20 protein-coding genes and 1 tRNA gene are annotated in these 16,308 nt (G+C 50.2%); 1 reads left to right on the forward strand and 20 read right to left on the reverse strand.

Going from position 1 to position 16,308, the window contains the following annotated elements:
* Positions 1–10 precede the first annotated feature (10 nt).
* The 18 genes from M0R35_03320 to M0R35_03405 form a co-directional block, all read right to left on the reverse strand.
* Positions 11–367: an Asp23/Gls24 family envelope stress response protein gene (locus M0R35_03320; GenBank protein ID MCK9594689.1), complete on the reverse strand. Its 357-nt coding sequence runs from the start codon at positions 365–367 to the stop codon at positions 11–13.
* 30 nt (positions 368–397) lie between these two features.
* Entirely contained in the window at positions 398–1,762 is a 1,365-nt protein-coding gene (gene accC, locus M0R35_03325; GenBank protein ID MCK9594690.1) for an acetyl-CoA carboxylase biotin carboxylase subunit, read from the reverse strand.
* Between the two features lies 1 nt (position 1,763).
* Positions 1,764–2,219, reverse strand: a complete 456-nt coding sequence (gene accB, locus M0R35_03330; GenBank protein ID MCK9594691.1) for an acetyl-CoA carboxylase biotin carboxyl carrier protein — start codon at positions 2,217–2,219, stop codon at positions 1,764–1,766.
* Between the two features lie 34 nt (positions 2,220–2,253).
* Positions 2,254–2,757, reverse strand: a complete 504-nt coding sequence (gene efp / locus M0R35_03335; protein MCK9594692.1) for an elongation factor P — start codon at positions 2,755–2,757, stop codon at positions 2,254–2,256.
* 43 nt (positions 2,758–2,800) lie between these two features.
* The gene (locus M0R35_03340; protein ID MCK9594693.1) at positions 2,801–3,859 is read right to left on the reverse strand and encodes a Xaa-Pro peptidase family protein; all 1,059 of its coding nucleotides are present in this window, start codon (positions 3,857–3,859) and stop codon (positions 2,801–2,803) included.
* Positions 3,860–3,866: 7 nt separating this feature from the next.
* Positions 3,867–4,304: a type II 3-dehydroquinate dehydratase gene (gene aroQ, locus M0R35_03345; protein MCK9594694.1), complete on the reverse strand. Its 438-nt coding sequence runs from the start codon at positions 4,302–4,304 to the stop codon at positions 3,867–3,869.
* On the reverse strand, positions 4,305–4,460 hold the full coding sequence (locus tag M0R35_03350; protein MCK9594695.1) for a Trm112 family protein: 156 nt from the start codon (positions 4,458–4,460) through the stop codon (positions 4,305–4,307).
* A gap of 65 nt (positions 4,461–4,525) precedes the next feature.
* Positions 4,526–4,885 (reverse strand): DUF1844 domain-containing protein, encoded by a 360-nt coding sequence (locus tag M0R35_03355; GenBank protein MCK9594696.1) that lies wholly within the window; start codon positions 4,883–4,885, stop codon positions 4,526–4,528.
* A gap of 51 nt (positions 4,886–4,936) precedes the next feature.
* Entirely contained in the window at positions 4,937–5,758 is an 822-nt protein-coding gene (amrB, locus tag M0R35_03360; GenBank protein ID MCK9594697.1) for an AmmeMemoRadiSam system protein B, read from the reverse strand.
* On the reverse strand, positions 5,745–6,668 hold the full coding sequence (locus tag M0R35_03365) for a sugar phosphate isomerase/epimerase (GenBank protein MCK9594698.1): 924 nt from the start codon (positions 6,666–6,668) through the stop codon (positions 5,745–5,747). Before M0R35_03365 ends, amrB (M0R35_03360) begins: the two co-directional genes overlap by 14 nt.
* 2 nt (positions 6,669–6,670) lie before the next feature.
* On the reverse strand, positions 6,671–6,832 hold the full coding sequence (gene rpsU, locus M0R35_03370) for a 30S ribosomal protein S21 (GenBank protein ID MCK9594699.1): 162 nt from the start codon (positions 6,830–6,832) through the stop codon (positions 6,671–6,673).
* Positions 6,833–6,913: 81 nt separating this feature from the next.
* Positions 6,914–8,236, reverse strand: a complete 1,323-nt coding sequence (gene mtaB, locus M0R35_03375; GenBank protein ID MCK9594700.1) for a tRNA (N(6)-L-threonylcarbamoyladenosine(37)-C(2))-methylthiotransferase MtaB — start codon at positions 8,234–8,236, stop codon at positions 6,914–6,916.
* Positions 8,214–8,957 (reverse strand): 16S rRNA (uracil(1498)-N(3))-methyltransferase, encoded by a 744-nt coding sequence (locus tag M0R35_03380; protein MCK9594701.1) that lies wholly within the window; start codon positions 8,955–8,957, stop codon positions 8,214–8,216. The genes mtaB and M0R35_03380 overlap by 23 nt, the downstream gene beginning before the upstream one ends.
* Positions 8,954–9,607 carry a sulfite exporter TauE/SafE family protein gene (locus tag M0R35_03385; protein MCK9594702.1) on the reverse strand — a complete coding sequence of 218 codons (654 nt, stop codon included), beginning with the start codon at positions 9,605–9,607 and terminating at the stop codon, positions 8,954–8,956. The genes M0R35_03380 and M0R35_03385 overlap by 4 nt, the downstream gene beginning before the upstream one ends.
* Complete coding sequence (gene amrB, locus M0R35_03390) at positions 9,600–11,090, reverse strand: AmmeMemoRadiSam system protein B (GenBank protein MCK9594703.1); 1,491 nt, start codon at positions 11,088–11,090, stop codon at positions 9,600–9,602. The genes M0R35_03385 and amrB (M0R35_03390) overlap by 8 nt, the downstream gene beginning before the upstream one ends.
* The gene (gene amrS / locus M0R35_03395) at positions 11,087–12,184 is read right to left on the reverse strand and encodes an AmmeMemoRadiSam system radical SAM enzyme (protein MCK9594704.1); all 1,098 of its coding nucleotides are present in this window, start codon (positions 12,182–12,184) and stop codon (positions 11,087–11,089) included. Before amrS ends, amrB (M0R35_03390) begins: the two co-directional genes overlap by 4 nt.
* Before the next feature lie 4 nt (positions 12,185–12,188).
* Complete coding sequence (locus M0R35_03400; protein MCK9594705.1) at positions 12,189–12,809, reverse strand: nitroreductase family protein; 621 nt, start codon at positions 12,807–12,809, stop codon at positions 12,189–12,191.
* A 142-nt stretch (positions 12,810–12,951) separates the two neighbouring features.
* Positions 12,952–13,024, reverse strand: a tRNA-Ala gene (locus M0R35_03405).
* 112 nt (positions 13,025–13,136) lie between these two features.
* On the opposite strand from M0R35_03405, the gene M0R35_03410 reads away from it, so the two are divergent.
* Entirely contained in the window at positions 13,137–14,153 is a 1,017-nt protein-coding gene (locus tag M0R35_03410; protein ID MCK9594706.1) for a glycosyltransferase family 2 protein, read from the forward strand.
* 3 nt (positions 14,154–14,156) lie between these two features.
* Here M0R35_03410 and M0R35_03415 read toward each other — a convergent pair whose 3' ends face one another.
* Together M0R35_03415 and M0R35_03420 are read right to left on the reverse strand one after the other, a co-directional pair.
* Positions 14,157–15,317: a glycosyltransferase gene (locus M0R35_03415; GenBank protein MCK9594707.1), complete on the reverse strand. Its 1,161-nt coding sequence runs from the start codon at positions 15,315–15,317 to the stop codon at positions 14,157–14,159.
* 15 nt (positions 15,318–15,332) lie between these two features.
* On the reverse strand, positions 15,333–16,308 hold a 976-nt coding region (locus tag M0R35_03420; GenBank protein MCK9594708.1), incomplete at its 5' end, for a glycosyltransferase family 2 protein.

Here is a 16,308-nt window from a genome sequence, read left to right on the forward strand (position 1 = left end):
CCCTTTTTAATCAGACTTTTTCTATGCTCTTTACGTTAATATTGATATCTTTTATGGAAAGATTGGTCATCTTCTCCAGGGAGTTGCGCACATTCTCCTGGACCTTGCCGGCTACCTCCGGGATATTATACCCGTATTTGATTACTATCGGGATCAGCACCCAGACCTCGTCATTCTTATCGAATTCCACCCTGATCGTGCTGGGCGAGCGCCTGCCCAGCAACTCAAAAAACCTTGATTTAAGGTTTTTGCCAACGCACTTAACGCCATCGACCTCGGAAGACGCGATCGCCGAGATCGAAGAGATAACATTGCGGTGTATCTTTACCAAACCGTAATCATTGCGCGACTCGTCATTATGCAGCATAGCGTACACCTCTTATCTTTGCCGTATGTTTCATTCCGCGTCGGATTCCTGGCCTTCGGCCAGCATCTCCTGAACAAAATGAGTGGAGATATCGCCTTTTATGAAAAGCGGGTTGTCCAACACGCGGATATGGAACGGTATTGTGGTCTTTATCGGGCCGATATTGAACTCATTCAGCGCCCTGCGCATTATGCTGATCGCCTCTTTGCGGTCCTTGCCGTGAACGATCAACTTGGCTACCAGCGAATCGTAATGCGGGGCAATATCATACCCCTGGTATATATGCGTGTCCACCCGGACGCCCGGTCCGCCGGGCAGGTTCAACATCTCGACCTTGCCGGGGCAGGGCATAAAATTGTTCTCGTAATCCTCTGCGTTTATACGGCATTCGATCGCCGCGCCGTTAACCCTGATATCCTCCTGTTTGAGGTTCAATCTCTCCCCGGCAGCGATCCTTATCTGCTCCTTGATCAGGTCTATGCCGGTTACCGCCTCGGTTACCGGATGTTCCACCTGGATCCGAGTGTTCATCTCCATAAAATAAAAATTCTTGTGAATATCCATCAGGAATTCCATGGTCCCGGCGTTAACGTAATTCACCGCCTTGGCCGCTTTTACCGCCAACTCGCCCAATTTCTTGCGGGTCTTGCTGTCCACCATGGTCGAAGGGGCTTCCTCCAGCAGCTTCTGATGCCGGCGCTGGATACTGCAGTCCCTTTCACCCAGGTAAAGCACGTGGCCATACTGATCCGCCAGCAGTTGTATCTCCACGTGGCGCGGTTTCTCGATATATTTTTCGATATAGACATTGGGATTGCCGAAATTAGCCTCGGCCTCGGAACGGGCGGTCATAAAACTGCTGGCCAAAGTTATATCATTATGGCAGATGCGCATGCCTTTTCCGCCGCCGCCCGCCACTGCCTTGATAATAACCGGGTAACCGATCTTCTGCGCGGTCTTTAAAGCCTCTTCTTTTGTCTTAACGGCGCCCAGGCTCCCCGGGACTACCGGAAGCCCGACCTTTTGCACGGTGGTGCGCGCGCACATCTTATCGCCCATCATCTTGATATTTTCCGCGGTAGGACCGATGAATTTTATATGGCAGGACTCGCAGATCTCCGCGAAGTGGCTGTTTTCCGCCAGAAAACCATAGCCGGGATGGATCGCCTCAACATCGGTTATCTCAGCAGCGCTGATGATCGCCGGGATATTAAGGTAACTTTTGCTGCTGGCCGCCTGGCCGATACAAATGGCCTCATCGGCAAAACGCACATGCATGGAATTCTTATCCGGCTCGGAATAAACCGCCACCGACCGTATCCCCAACTCCCGGCAGGCGCGGATTATCCTTAAGGCTATCTCACCGCGGTTCGCTATTAGTATTTTAGAGAACATTTTAGACAGGCTCGATTATGAACATTGACTGGCCGTATTCCACAGGCTCGGCGTTGTCAACCAGGACTTCCACAAGTTTACCCCTAACCTCGGATTTTATTTCGTTCATCAGCTTCATCGCTTCGATGATGCAGACCACCTGGCCCGGCTCGATCACCTGGCCCACCTCGCAGTAAGGCGGCGCCTCCGGCGAAGGCGCACGATAGAACGTCCCGACCATAGGCGCCTTGATCTCCAAGGCCTTTGTGGAAGCCTTGTCGTTCGGCGCAGGGGCGGCATTAGCCGGCTCCGCCTGGCTGATATTCTGGCGCTCGATGACTATCGGGCCGCTGTAGTTATCGTTGGCGGCAGCGGCTTTCTTCAACCGGATGCGCATGCCGTCCTTTTCGATCTCCAGCTCCACCAGGCTGTTCTCGCTCATAAGATTCAGCATTTCCTTGATCTCTTTTACGTTCATTTAAACCCCTTTGTCTTGTGGCAGGCTTAAAAAGTTACTGGTTTACCCGTTCCACATATGAACCGGTGCGCGTATCCACTTTGATCACATCCCCGGCATCGATAAAAAGCGGCACCTGGACATTCGCCCCGGTATCTATAGCAGCGGGCTTTGTCCCGCTTTTAGCGGTATCGCCCTTAATACCCGGCTCTGTATGGGTGATCTTGAACTCTATGAAATTCGGAAGATTTACGTATAAGACGGATTCCTTGTAATAATAAGCTTTTACCTCCAGGTTATCCTTTAGGAACTTGACCTGATCCCCCAGCTTATCCTCCTCAATGCCTACTTCCTCGTAATTCTCCTGGTCCATAAAATGATACATATCCCCGGAAGAATACTGGAACTGCAGTTTTCTTTCTTCGATATACGCCTCTTCGATCTTTTCATCGCCGCGGAATGTCTGTTCCAGGACGTTGTTATTGCGCAGATTACGCATCTTGGTGCGCACGAACGCCGCGCCCTTGCCGGGCTTGACGTGTTGGAAATCTATGACCATATAGACATTGTTATCGACGAGAATAGTTACGCCGTTCTTTATTTCATTTATTGAGAGAGCCACTGATAACCTCGCTTCCTTTCCTGGTCACTAAAACCATGTCTTCAATCCTGATACCGAACTTCCCCGGGATGTAGATCGCCGGTTCCACGGTAAATACCATACCAGCCTGAAGCTTTTTTATCTGTTTTCCGCCGATATGCGGGGCTTCATGGATCTCCAGGCCCAGACCATGGCCCAGCCCGTGCCCGAAATACCCGCCGTATCCTTTTTTCTCTATATGATCCCTGGCCAGGCTGTCGATCCTGCTTATGGGCGCGCCCGGCCTTATCCCGGAGATCGCCCGTTTCTGGGCTTCCAGGACTATTCTATATATATTGCCCACAAGAGTATTCATTTTACCCAACAAGATTACCCTTGTCAAGTCTGATTTATACCCCTGGTAATCAACCCCCATATCCAGGAATACCGGTTCATTATCCTTGATCCTGCGCTGCGAAGTGATATGGTGCGGAAAGCTGGAATTCGGGCCGCTGGCCACGATTATGTCAAAAGCCGCGCTCCCGGCGCCCCGATAACGGATAAACCGCTCCAGCTCGGCAGCCACCTCGATTTCTTTGACCCCGGGCCGTATGTATTCCCGGATGAATTCAAAGGCCTCCATAGTTATGGCGCAGGCTTTTCTGATCCTGGCGATCTCTTCCGCTGTCTTTATCTGCCTTAATTCCTCGACCAAACCCCAGGTAGGCGCCAGGCCTATGGGATCAGGCAATTCTTTGCGGATCTGCCGGTATTCGGCGTACGGAAGATGCCTTTCCTCAAAACCCAGGCATTTAACCTTGAGACCCCGGCAAGCTTCAGCTATCTTCCTGAAAACAGACCCGCTTACCGGTTCAACCGCGCAGCCCGTAAGGTGCTTCCTGGCTTCGGCAGTATAACGCGAATCCGTAAAATAAACGTTTTTTCGCGAAGATACCAAAAGGTAAGAATCCCTGCTGGGGTATCCGCAGAGGTATGAACAATTAGCGTCAGAAGACAAAAGCAAACCGTCAATATTGTCCTTAGCCAGGCTGCGGTAAATATTGGTTATCTTAGGGTTCATTCAAGGCCTATGAGATCAAGTCCAGAAGCGCTTCCAGCCCCAACAAATAGCTTTTCGCGCCAAAACCCATAATCGTCCCTTTAACGACGGGGCTGACCAGGGATTTTTGCCGGAATTCCTCGCGGCAATATATATTGGAAAGGTGCACTTCCACAGCCGTGACGCCGCAGGCAGCCAAGGCGTCGCGGATAGCGATGCTGGTATGGGTATAAGCGGCCGGATTGATCAGTATACCGCCGAAGGATCCGGACTTCGCCTTGCCGATCAGATCAACGATCTTGCCTTCATGATTTGACTGGACTATGGTAAGCTTAGCTTTCTTGCGCAGGCCCGCCTTTTTAAGGCTTTCGTTTATCTGCTTCAGGGTAACCTTGCCGTAAACAGCCGGCTCGCGGGTTCCCAACAAGTCAAGGTTCGGGCCGTGTATTACGAGTATTTTCTTCATTTATTTCTCCGCTTCGTCGATCAGCATCACCGGGATGCCGTCCTTTACCGGGTATTTCCTGTTGCATTTGACACAGACGATCTTGTTTTCCTTAAGTTCGACATCGCCTTTACAAAACGGGCAGGCCAGTATATCCAAAAGTTCCTTATCGATCATTTAGAACCTCCTTGTGTACAAACACAACACCGGCGTACATTCCGATTACGCCGGGTGCAAATCCCTTATTGAATTGGTGGTTTTGTCTTCTCCACATATTGCATACGCAGATCATAAAGCATATTGTCGATCAAACTATCTTCTTCAGCGTTCAGGTTGCCATGGGTCTTTTCCTTGATCATCGCCAGGGTATCGATAATAAGCTTGGCCTGGTTAAGGTTGCTCTCGACCTGCTGGGTAGCCGGATTAGGCATAGAGCCCAAAGCGATCGCCGCTTGTATGGAAAGCGTGGTCACAAAAAAAGTAAAATCCGCCTGGACCGGCAAAGATGCACCGTCAGCAACCGGTTCTTTAGCCTGCGCCTGTTTTTCCTTTTCTACAGCTTCTTTCCAGCTTTCGTCGCTTTTTTTGATCTGTTCATCCATAATATATCCTTTTGTTAGGGACGGCCCTCAACTTAAAACAAAAGTGCCCTGTTAATAAATGATTATCCCGGCATAACCTACCACGCTTGTGGTATCGCCGGAAACTTTACCGCTGGTTTCGTATTTAACCAACTCCGCCTTGCCTGCTCCGAGTTCCTTTGCGCAGCGGATCATCGCCGCAACCGGGGCATAACCGCACATAGAGATGTCCAGCTCAACCACCGCGCGCGTGAGCTTATCCTCATCAAGTTCCAGAATAGCCTGAATAGCCTGTTTATCCTTGGCCTCGGCTTTTTCCTGCGGCTCGTAATGGGTCATATCCGAACTGGCGACGATCAGGACAGAATCTTTTAAATCCGCTTCCTTAACCGCCGCGGCAATACCCAAACCCAGTTGTTTCAGGTATTCCGGATCATGCGAGCCGATCACTATCGGGACGATCTGAAAATCTTTATTAAAATACTGAAAGAACGGGATCTCCACTTCTAGGGAATGCTCATCTAAATGCGCCAGATCGTTATCAGCCAAAAATCCGCAGTTACGCATTATCCCGGCTGCCAATTCCTCATCAACGGGAACTTCGCCCAGAGGCGTCTGCCATATACCTTTAGGCATTATGCTGAAAGCTGCGCCCGCGCCGGTATGGTTCGGCCCCAGGATGATGATCCGGTCCTTTACTTTAAGCCGGGATACGACCGCTGCGGCCACTGCCCCGGAATAAACATATCCGGCATGAGGCATAACGCAGGCGATAGCATCCAAACGCTTGGCGTCTTTATCAATAAACCCTGAGATCAACGCGGATAATTTTTTAGGGGTTGAAGGATAGAACTGTCCCGCGACCGCAGGCATGCGCACCTTAAAGCTTCCCATTAAAGTCCGCCTCCAGTATCTTCCGGCCCCCGACGATATCCTCCGGGGTCGCCGGATAATGCGCCTCAATTACCTTCAAGGTGTCTTTTTTCAGGTATGGGAGAAGTTTTTTAAAATCAAACCCCCCTGTAAAAGGAGCATGGTGGTCAACGCATCCTTTAAGATCATGCAAATGCACGCCGAACAACCGGTCTTTATACAAATCCAGATAATCCCTGTGCCTGGACAACCCGAGATTATCCATAACCTGGGCGTGCCCCACATCATGCCAGTAGAATATACGCGATCCCTTGAATGCGTTTAAAATAAGTCCGATCTCGGAAAAATCCGGTATTTCCCGGTAATAAAAACGGTTTTCCACGCCCAAGGCTACGCCTTTTTTGTCGGCATAGCGGTTAAGTTCGTCCAGGCTTTTAAGCGTATTCTCAAAATATGGTTTTTGGCGGGTTTTGCGTTCTGCGGCCATCTGATCCCGGAGTTCCAGAAATTCCGGGGCGCCGGACTTGCCTTCGGCGTACAACGCGATCAGCTTTCGGGTCCGGTCAGGTATTTCAACCCTGCCGCAATGTAAAACTGCTGCCGAGGCGTTCAGCCTGGCAGCGGTATCAATTGTCCCTTTGGTCTGTTTTACGGCTTTTGCCCTTTCCTCGTCGTCCGGGGAGGACATGGAATAATAATCAGGCAAGGCGAGTTTACGTTCAACGCCGGCGGGGATAGGACAAAAATTATGCACGCTTCTTACCGAGATGCCGGCCTTTTTGACCAGGCCTTCGATCTCCCCTACCATATCAGCGGTAAGGTTGAAGCTCAGCTCTATTTCATTGAAACCCAGTTCCTTTATCTCAAATATCAGTTTTTCCGCGTGCGTGTGGCGAAAGGCGTTCCAGGAAGTAGAAAATACCAGCCCCATCTTTACCTTCTTTCCCGCATCTTCCTTCTTTTCTTCTCGCTGGGCTTCTGGTAATGCTTGCGGTCCCTTACTTCCCTTAATATCCCTTCCTGCTCGATCTGGCGTTTGAAACGGCGGATCGCGGATTCAAAGGAATCTCCTTCCTTGATCTCAACTTTAGGCAATTTAATCATCTCCTTTCGTATTTTTATGATTTAATTAAGGAAATAATATACCATTGATTCAAACCGGTGTCAACCTTAAAATTAAGCGGTTTGGCGGGCCAAAACAGCGGACATTGTATCAGCGCTATTCCCGGTCAATTTCACCGGAATAAGCCGGTTCTTAAGGTCAAGGGGAGATTTGAACAATACCTTTATATAATTCGATGTGTGCCCTTCCCATAACGAATTGCCCTCTGCTGGCCGATCTTCCACTAAAACATCCATTCTCCTGGAAAGAAAATGCCTTTGATACGCTTGTCCGCACTTTTGGCCGGCAGCTTTGAGCCTGAGGCATCTTTCCTTTACAACTTCAGCCGCGGCTGCCTGGGGCATATCGCAGGCCCGGGTATGTTCCCTGGGGCTGTAGGCGAACACATGCAAACGCAAAGGAAGGATATCTTTGATCAGATCCAGGGTATTCTGGAAGTTTTCTTCTTTTTCACCGGGAAAACCAACCAGGACATCGGTAGTAATGGCGATATCCGGAATACTCGCCTTTATCCTGCGGATAAGCTTGAGATAATCTTCAGGCGAATACCTGCGGTTCATCTTTTTAAGTATCCGGGCATCCCCGCTTTGTATGGGTATATGCAGGTGGTTGCATAATTTGCCGGAAGAAGCTATCTTTCTGATCAGCCTCGCGGATACGTCCCCGGCCTCGATCGAACTCAAGCGTATCCTGGCCAGCCCGGGGATATCTTCAATAGCATTGATCAGGTCTACCAGGTCTGCCTTACGGGCGAGGTCTTTGCCGTATGACCCGAGGCATATACCGGTCAAAACCACTTCTTTAAAACCATTCCGGGCTAACGCCTCTGCCTGCTTCCTGACTAGAGATACAGGCTGGCTGCGGGATACCCCTCTGACCAACGGCACCTTGCAATAACTGCAGCGATTATTGCATCCGTCCTGGACCTTTAAAAAAGCCCGGGTATGCCCCTGAAAGAAAGTTATGCCTTTGTTCAGTCCCCCTGATCGGGCAGGACCCCTGCGGAATAACCCGGGAAATCTCTTGCGCATCAAGCTGACTACCTTGGCTTTGTCCCGGTTACTCACGATCAATGCTGATCCTGGCTGCTGTTTCAAAAGCTGTTTATCCAATTCAGCCAGGCATCCGGTCACCACCAGTCTGGCTTTGGGATTCCGGCGCAGGCTGCGATGAATGGAATAAAGGGAATCCCGATCAGCCTTATGGGTCACAGTGCAGGTATTGACCACATACACATCCGCTGACGCGTCTTTAGCTTGAGTTTCTTTAAAACCAGCGGCTAACAAAGACTCGCGCATCAACTGCGTGTCATACTGGTTCACCTTGCAGCCCAGGGTTATAAATTTAATTGTTTTAGTTGCGGCAGGATAGCTCATAATTAAGTATTGCGGCAACATAAACAGCCGCTGTCTCCACGCGCATGACCAGATCACCCAGGGATACCGGGATAAATCCCGACCGCAGCGCTGCCGCGGTTTCATCTTCTGAGAAGTCGCCTTCAGGGCCGATCAAAACCATGATGTTTTCCGGCTTGGCGGCTTCAAGTATATCTTTAAATGCCTTGCGCTTGCCGGGAAGAGTTGGGATCAATCTCATATCAAAACCCGATGACAAAACCATAACCTGGCCAAAATCCATCACCTTCTCCACCAGCGGAATGCTGCTGCGCTGGCTCTGTTGGGAAGCGGCTAAAGCGATCTTGGCCCAGCGGACCTTGCGGGCTTCCTGCTTTTCCTTCTCCATCTTTACCACTACCCTTTCGGTGATCATCGGAATGATCCTGTCCACTCCCAGTTGGGTAAGCTTATCGATAATATCATCGAACTTGGATCTTTTGGGAATAGCGCAGGCGACACAGATCTTTACCCGGTGATCCGCCTTGGCCGCGGGTATGATTTCTTTGACCCGGACAATGATCTCCCGGGGCAGGATAGCCTTAATAACGCCCTTGAATTGGCAGCCTGCCTGGTCGAACACGACCATCTCTTCCCCGGGCTTTAGCCGCAATACATCCCGGATATGATGGACTACGCTTTCCTCCGTGAGGCTCGCCTTGTCCCCGGTTATTTTTACGGATACGCAATAGAACCTGTTCATCTTATACCTCTCAAAATAATCTGCAGGCCTAAAAGAACTAAGATCAAGCCGCAAACACGGTTAATTACGGACAATATCCCGGGCCTGCCCTTTAAAAAACCGGGGATCAAGCCGCAGGAAACGGATAGAATAAATAAGACGGAAAACGTGGTCCCTAAACCGAATAAGAACCCGTAAAACAGGCTTGACTGCCAGGATTTCGAAACCAGCCCGATATAAGAAAGCACGGATAAAAGCGGCAGGCACGGCGAGACACCGGTAACCAGGCCGATCAGGACAATAGCCTTATTGCCCTTGTGTATCAAGGATCCGGAAAGTCTGTCGCATAAGCGGTTATGCGGCCCTTTGCCCAGGATGACCAGAAACCCGGTAACCGAAATAAATATTCCCGCCGCTATGAAGATATACCCGCGGTAGGCGCTAAAGAATTCTTCTGCGGCCAGCTGGCCGAAGTAAAAAAACAACAAACCCAGAATGCCGTAAACCGCGATCCGGCTTAATGAAAATACCAGGTAGGCTGATATAGACTGCCGGACATTCTTATTCGTCCCGGTTATATACGCGGCCAGCAACGGCCCGCAGTTGGCCAGGCACGGCCCGCTTCCCAGGAATAATCCGGACAAAAATATCCCCGCGGCAACATCATTCATCGGAGCTTATTTCTTCCTCGGAGAATATCTCGGCGGTAAAAACATACAGCTCGGTATTCTTGTCCTTCCAGGCCATGGGGGATAACCCTGCCTTATCGCTGCACAGGTGCGAAAGGAATTCTTCTTTTGACCAGCCGGTTTCGTCAGCTACCTGGGGCAGGAATACCCCGCTGGAGAACCCTTTCCTGACCAGGACGCCGTGCTCGCCCAAACGGATATTATCCGCCGAATCCACTTTTTTCATCGGGGAAAGCACGGATATCTCTATCCCGATATTTTCCAGCTCCTCAAGTTCCACCTGGGTAAAACGCGGATCGCCGGTTGCCGCTTCCACCGCCATATCCCGGATCGTCATATACAAAGGCCGGGTACCGACCATATTGCCTATACAGCCGCGCAATTGCCCTTTTTCGCGCAGGGTAACAAACGCGCCCATTTCTTTCAACAACGCCTGATCGGTTTCATCCAACTGGAGTTTCTTGCCGGTCTTAAGATAATTTTCAATGGAACTGCGGGCAATACCGAGCAGTTTTCTCCTTTGTCCGTTATTTAACATCTGTCCCCCTTTTTGCTGTTCGATGGCGCAGCTTGCGTATCCCACAGTCCAATTCCCCCGGATCATTTCGCGGGTCACCCGGGCTGAATTAGTGTAATTTAAAACATTCAATTTATCTCGGCCCATCTCCTGCGCCAGGATCATAGTCGAGACCACCGCGTATCCCCCACAAAGCTGCAACCTTCCCTGCGCCAGGCCGTCATATAAACCCCGGGCATCCATCCTCTTTAAATAAGAGATCGTAAGCTCGTCAACCTTCTGGGCCTGCTCGCGGTCATAGCCGTGATACATATCCGTAGAAGCGACCACCAGCACGTCCTTACGGCCGCCTATGGCATTCTTTAAAAGCATAGCCAACCTGTAACAGTCATCCCAGCCGCATTCGCCGGTGACAACGGGAACTATCTTAAAACCCGTCAACGCGCGCTGTAAAAAAGGCAGCTGCACCTCCACCGAATGTTCCCGCGCGAATGCCCCGGGCTCGAAAGAAAAATCCGCGCCACTTGCAATAAGCTGAGCGCTGAATTCTTTATCCACTTCCAAATCGCCCAGGGGAGTCCGGAATACGCCTTCAGGATAAACCGACACGCCTTTAAAACCGAAATGATGGCTTGGCCCGATTATCACTACGGTCTTATATGGCTTATCCTTTATCGCCCGGTAAGCGAAAGCCGCTGACTGCCCGGAGAACTGATATCCGGCATGGGGCGCGATAATGGCTAATATATCGCCCGGAACAGGTTTAGGATCAGCCCAGACTAAAAAACCGTCGATCATCAAAGATAATTCCCCGGGGTCAGCCGGATAGAATTGCCCCGCCACATTTGGATATTTTATATCCTCAGCCGAAGCGCTGAAAGCTGACAGTTGAAGACTGACAGATGATAGCTGAAAGATGACAGCCCAAAAAACAATAAACCTTTTCATTGCCATATCCCCTCTATCTTCTCCCCGCAAAAACCGCAGGCCCCGTCTTTAAGCTCATTACCGGAAACAACATAACCCATTCTCTTTATCAGCACCTTGCCGCATTTCGGGCAATAAGTATTTTCCCCGCCATGCCCGGGGACGTTGCCGATATAAACATATTTTAACCCGCAAGCCAAGGCGACAGCCCTTGCCTTTTCCAGCGTTTCAACCGGCGTCGGCGCTAACGCCACAAGCTTATACATCGGGTAAAACCTGGAAAAATGCAAAGGCGTATCCGGCCCCAAATTATCCTTGATCCATTCGCACATCTTTTTGATCGTATCGAGGTCGTCATTATAACCGGGAAGCACCAGGTTGGTTATCTCCAGGTGCACGCCCTCCTCTTTTAAAACCCGCAAAGTCCGTAAGACCGGGGCAAGGCCTGCCTGGGCAATCCTGGAATAATAATCATCGCTGAACCCCTTCAGATCGATATTAGCCGCGTCCAGGTGCTTCGCCAGTTCCCGCAGCGGTTTTTCATTGATATAACCGTTGGAATGCATAACAACGCGTACGCCCCGGGCTCTGGCCGATTTTGAGAGTTCCAGGATATATTCATAGAATACCGTGGGTTCGGTATAAGTATAGGCGACCGTGGGTATCCCGGACTCTTTAACTTTATTAAGCAATTCCCCGGGGTCGATATAAGAAACGCTTATTTTTTCCGGGCCAGCCTGCGATATCTCCCAATTCTGGCAGAATTGGCAGGTAAGGTTGCATCCGGCGCAGGCCATAGAAAAAGCGGAACTCCCGGGGAGGAAATGGAACAAAGGCTTTTTCTCGATAGGGTCGATATGCATGGCCACCGGCCTGCCGTATGACAACGTATGCAAAATTCCGTTGGAATTCTGCCGGACCCGGCAAAACCCGCGTTTGCCGGAAAGGATAACGCATTCCCTGGGGCAAAGCAGGCAACGCACGCCCTTATTATCCAGTTTTTCATAGTATAGCGCTTCTGGGGATGGTTGCGCGCAGGCGTCAGGAAGGCATAGATTAGTGAAAGATAATAAAACGAGAACTGCGGTTAGAGAAAACCTGTTGATCCGTCCCATAAGATCAAAGATATTTAACTACCATATCCAAAGACTGCTTCATTGGGCCGGGGCTGGATTTGGCGGGATACCCGACCGGGATAACCGCCATGAATTCACCGTCCGGCTCCCCTATTAAATGCAGAACATCCTGTTTTATAAGCACCAGCACCCCCAGCCATACCGTAGCCAGGCCGATCGATGTGGCGGACAGAAGCAGGTTCTGGACGGCGGCTGCGGAGCTCTGGATCTCCATTATCCGGAAAAAATCATGGGCAACGCTCCTATCCACCTTGAACAACTCCGTGCCCCTGGTTATAAGTTCTCCGGAATTTGCCACCGCGATGACAACCGGAGCGCTGACAATGCTGCGCGACGCCATACGCAATAATGCCGAGGAAGGGCGGGGAAAATCATTAGCCCGGGAATTCACCAACGCCGCCAGTTCATCCTTTTTTCCGCCTCTTAAGACAACAAAACGCCAAGATTGCTGATTATGCGCCGAAGGGGCCTGGTTCGCCGCGTGCAGTATGGTTTTGAGTTCGTTTTCGCTTACCGGTTTATCGGTAAACATCCTGACGCTGCGCCGGTTTTTAATGGAGGAGAGCGTCTGGTTGCCCAATATATTTTTTCCGGAATTATCCATTTGCTTTCGCGTTGCGCTATCAGTTGATTGAATTATTCGCCTGGTTTGAATTTATTTACAATCGCCTCTGCTGCGGAATGGTTATTGTGGCGCGATTTTTCCCCACACCCCTTTGGGGCCGGGGCAATGATATTAAATTATGTGGAGCTGGGGGGAGTCGAACCCCCGACCCCTTCGTTGCGAACGAAATGCTCTCCCAACTGAGCTACAGCCCCATTGACCCAAATGTTCATCTAATTTACCACATCTGGCCGCCCTTGGCAAATGAAAAAGCGTTTACCATAAATAACTTTACGGAACAGACAAAAAGTAGTATTCTAAGACATCATGCCCAAAAAAACCGCAGTCATAGTAATAAACCACAACGGTCGCGACCATCTACAAGGCTGTTTCCAGTCGCTTGCTGAACAGGGCTATACGGATTTCCAGGCCTATCTGCTGGACAATGCCTCGACCGACGGATCCCGGGATTATACTGCATCCGCCTTCCCAGGGGTCAAAATAATCGCCTTGGACAAGAATTACGGCTTTGCCGGCGCGTACAATATAGCGGCGGATAAGATCGACGCCGAATATCTGGTTTTCCTGAACAATGACACCAGGGTTGCTGCCGGCTGGCTGGATAAACTTGTCGCCGCTGTTGAGAAGTCCCCGGATACCGCTATCGCCGGGAGCAAAATACTTTTTTGGGATGCGCCTATGGCTATAAATAGCGCCGGCCAGAAAATAACCCCTGCGGGCTTAAGCTTCGATATCGGGTTCGGCGCCAAAGACCAGGAGGAATTCAATACGCCGAAAACAACCGGTTCTATATGCGGGGCAAGCTTATTGATCAAAAAGTCCGTCTTTCGGGAATTACGGGGATTTGACGGCAACTATTTTATTTTCTGCGAAGATACCGACCTTTGCTGGAGGGCATGGCTGGCAGGGTATAAAACAGTCTATGCGCCGCAGTCAATAGTATACCACAAATTCGGGTCGTTAATGGGCAAACGCGACAGCCCGGCGCGGATCTTTTATATACAGCGCAATTCCATACTTACGGTGATAAAAAACTTCGGCGCGGCTCGCATGGCGCGGTCTCTCGCGCTTATTTTATGCTATACCGCTATTAAGCTGGTTTTATTCGCGCTGCAATATAAGCCCGCTAATATCAAAGCCCTGTTTAAAGGGACATTCGCTATATTCCCCTTATTGCCTTCAACCTTTGCCCGCAGAAGATCGATACAAAAAAACAGGAAGATACCAGATAGGCTGCTGGAAACGGAGAATCTAATGGCCGGATTCACTGAATCATTCGCGGAATACCTGCGGGTGAGCAGACTTTATACCGGCGGAAAATAAGGATCAGGCGCCGGCTTCAGGCCGGGAACTGCGCATCTTTTCCCAGTTAACCCCGTAATTCCCACGGAAATAATCCATCCACGCCAAAAAACACGCAAGGTTAAGCAAAAGAAAATATTTCCCTGACGCTACCAACCGGGACCTTCCGGAAACGGAAACCGCTATACCCGCGCATATGGCCGCGGATACTATGCCGATAACGATCAAATAAAAAGCCAGGGCCTTCCATACTATCGCGGTAAAAAATATCAGGGCTATTATGAACCAAACGCCCAGTGCCGGAAATAATTTATGCCCCGGCAAAATAACCATGCCGTACCCGCCGTAACGAGGATTAAAAAGCATATCGCGGTGCTTAAACAGGCTCTGGATAGTTCCGATCACCACCCTTTTTTTCTGTATTAACACATCCCGCACGTTTGAAGGGGCATATTCATATATCCCGGCCAAAGGCTCATAAACCAGGCGAAAACCTTTTTTGACCAGGCTGATCGAAGCCTCAAAATCTTCCGTTAAATTCGCCGGGTCCATAACGATCAATTCTTTGCGGCTGGCGAACAACTCGCCGTAAAGGCTTACTGCCGAATCAACAGAGCTCTCATACCCGCGCAAAACGTTCTCATACTCCCGAAAAGAATACGACCCTGATGCTTCGGCATTCTTCATATTGTCTTTAAGGAAAAACCTGCCGGTTACCCCTCCGACCTCAGGATCGGAAAAGTTCCGCAAGAGAGGCTTTAAGACCTGCCCGTCGAAAAAAGAATTACCGTCGGTAACAATAACGATGCCGTTCTTCGCATAATTAAGCGCGTGGATCACAGCCGCGCCTTTACCCGAACGCCGCTCTTGGATCAACAGCTCCACCCCTTTATCCGCGTAGGCCCTGACCAGATCAACAGTCTTATCCGAAGAACCGCTGTCCGCCACAATGATCTGCAGGTCTTCTTTCGGGTAATCCTGGCCGAGTATATTATCCAGTTTTGCGGATATAGATAGCCCCTCGTTATGCGTAGGGATGATCACGCTGGCCTTGGGTTGATACGACTGGTCGATAGCCCGTTTTTTCCGGCATAAAACGGAGACCGCGCGCATAAAAGCGAAATAACCGCCGCAACCCCAGACTAAGGCGAAGATCAATAAAAGATATAGCACAAGACTAAGCATAATTTTATGTAAGCTTTATTTGCGTTTCAAGGACAAAAAACTTATAAAAAAAGAGGAAAATATAGTCTGCAGTCCGATCACCAGCAAAGTAAGGGCAAAAATTGATTCTCTTATCCGGTATAATGAGCCGAAGTGCTTTGACAGCCATTCGATAAAGATCAGGGAATTTATCGCCAGGCCGGACAGGAACAACAATGCCCCGGTCAAGATGCCTTTTTCCAGATCGAATTTGCGCTCAAAGAAATCAGATAGCCGGTCGCTGTTCAAAAAACCCTGTTTAACCGCGAATATATGCGCGTAGACCCCCAGGTTAAGTATCTGAAAAGAAAGTATGCACCAGGCGCTGGCGAATGCCAGGACATGGATATCCCAATAGCGGCCAAGAAAAAAAACCGGCCCACCCGACAAAACCGCCATAAGGAAACCGCCCAGGACAAACCCTAAGATCCCGGGGATAAAATAAAGCCACCCCGGGGAATAAAGCAGCATGAACCTGACATGCCTCCAGGCGTCGGCCAAAGGGCTCAACTTCGATTTTCCGCTGCGCAGCTCATAATCGATGGATACCTCGCATATCTTTAATTTATTGCGTAAAGCGGATACCACCATTTCGGTGGCGAATTCCATACCTAAGGTGATCAGGTCCATCTTCAAGTAAGCCTGGCGGCTGAAGCCGCGCATACCGCAGTGTATATCTGAAAGGCTGGTATGGAAGAAAATCCGACAGATCCCGGAAAGTATGGGATTGCCCACGTAGCGGTTCATCCAGGGCATCGCGCCTGCGCGTATCCTGCCCTTGAACCGCGAGCCCATTACAAAATCAAATCCTTCGCGGAGCAAAGCGAGGAATTTCGGGATATCGCGGAAATCGTAGGTATTGTCGCTGTCGCCGATGATTATGTACCTGCCTCTGGCTTCGCCCAATCCCCGCAAATACGCCGCTCCGTACCCCTGACGCGCTTCAAGAACGACTTTAGCCCCTAATTCCCGC

Source organism: Candidatus Omnitrophota bacterium (assembly GCA_023227985.1).
GTDB lineage: Bacteria > Omnitrophota > Gorgyraeia > Gygaellales > Profunditerraquicolaceae > JALOCB01.